Below are 644 nucleotides of genomic sequence, written 5' to 3' on the forward strand. Positions count from 1 at the left end.
GTCCGCAACCCCAGAGATAAATCTCTGGTTTGGGCTCTTTCCCTTTCGCTCGCCGCTACTCAGAAAATCGATTTTTCTTTCTCTTCCTCTAGGTACTTAGATGTTTCAGTTCCCTAGGTTTACCTCCGTATAGCTATGTATTCACTATACGGTACATGGGGTTTCCCATGTGTGTTCCCACATTCGGAAATCTCCGGATCACTGGCTATGTGCGCCTACCCGAAGCTTATCGCAGCTTATCACGTCCTTCATCGGCTCCTGATGCCAAGGCATTCACCATGCGCCCTTTGTAGCTTGACCTATCAAGTCAATTTTTCAAAGTATTTGCATTTAATATCACAAAGAATATTTTTTGGCTACTTCTCATATTTGAAGTTATATATATTAATTCATGTGCAATTTTCAAAGAACAAATCACATTGTACCTTAACATTATGTTAGGTTCAAGTGTTTTTTTGAGAAACATGGTTTCTCAAAATTGAACAGACTAGTTAATACCAGTTATCTTTCGAGTACGAATTAACTTCTTGTTAATTCAGTTCTCCATAGAAAGGAGGTGATCCAGCCGCAGGTTCTCCTACGGCTACCTTGTTACGACTTCACCCCAATCGCTGACCCTACCTTAGGTGGCTTCCTCCCTTACG

General features: G+C 41.5%; 2 rRNA genes. Both read right to left on the bottom strand.

The features are described from left to right. Positions 1-300 (bottom strand): 23S ribosomal RNA (locus H8S10_RS17955); the annotation flags it as partial. Between the two features lie 249 nt (positions 301-549). Further along, positions 550-644 (bottom strand): 16S ribosomal RNA (locus tag H8S10_RS17960); the annotation flags it as partial.

Source organism: Clostridium sp. NSJ-49 (genome assembly GCF_014287725.1).
GTDB lineage: Bacteria > Bacillota > Clostridia > Clostridiales > Clostridiaceae > Clostridium > Clostridium disporicum_B.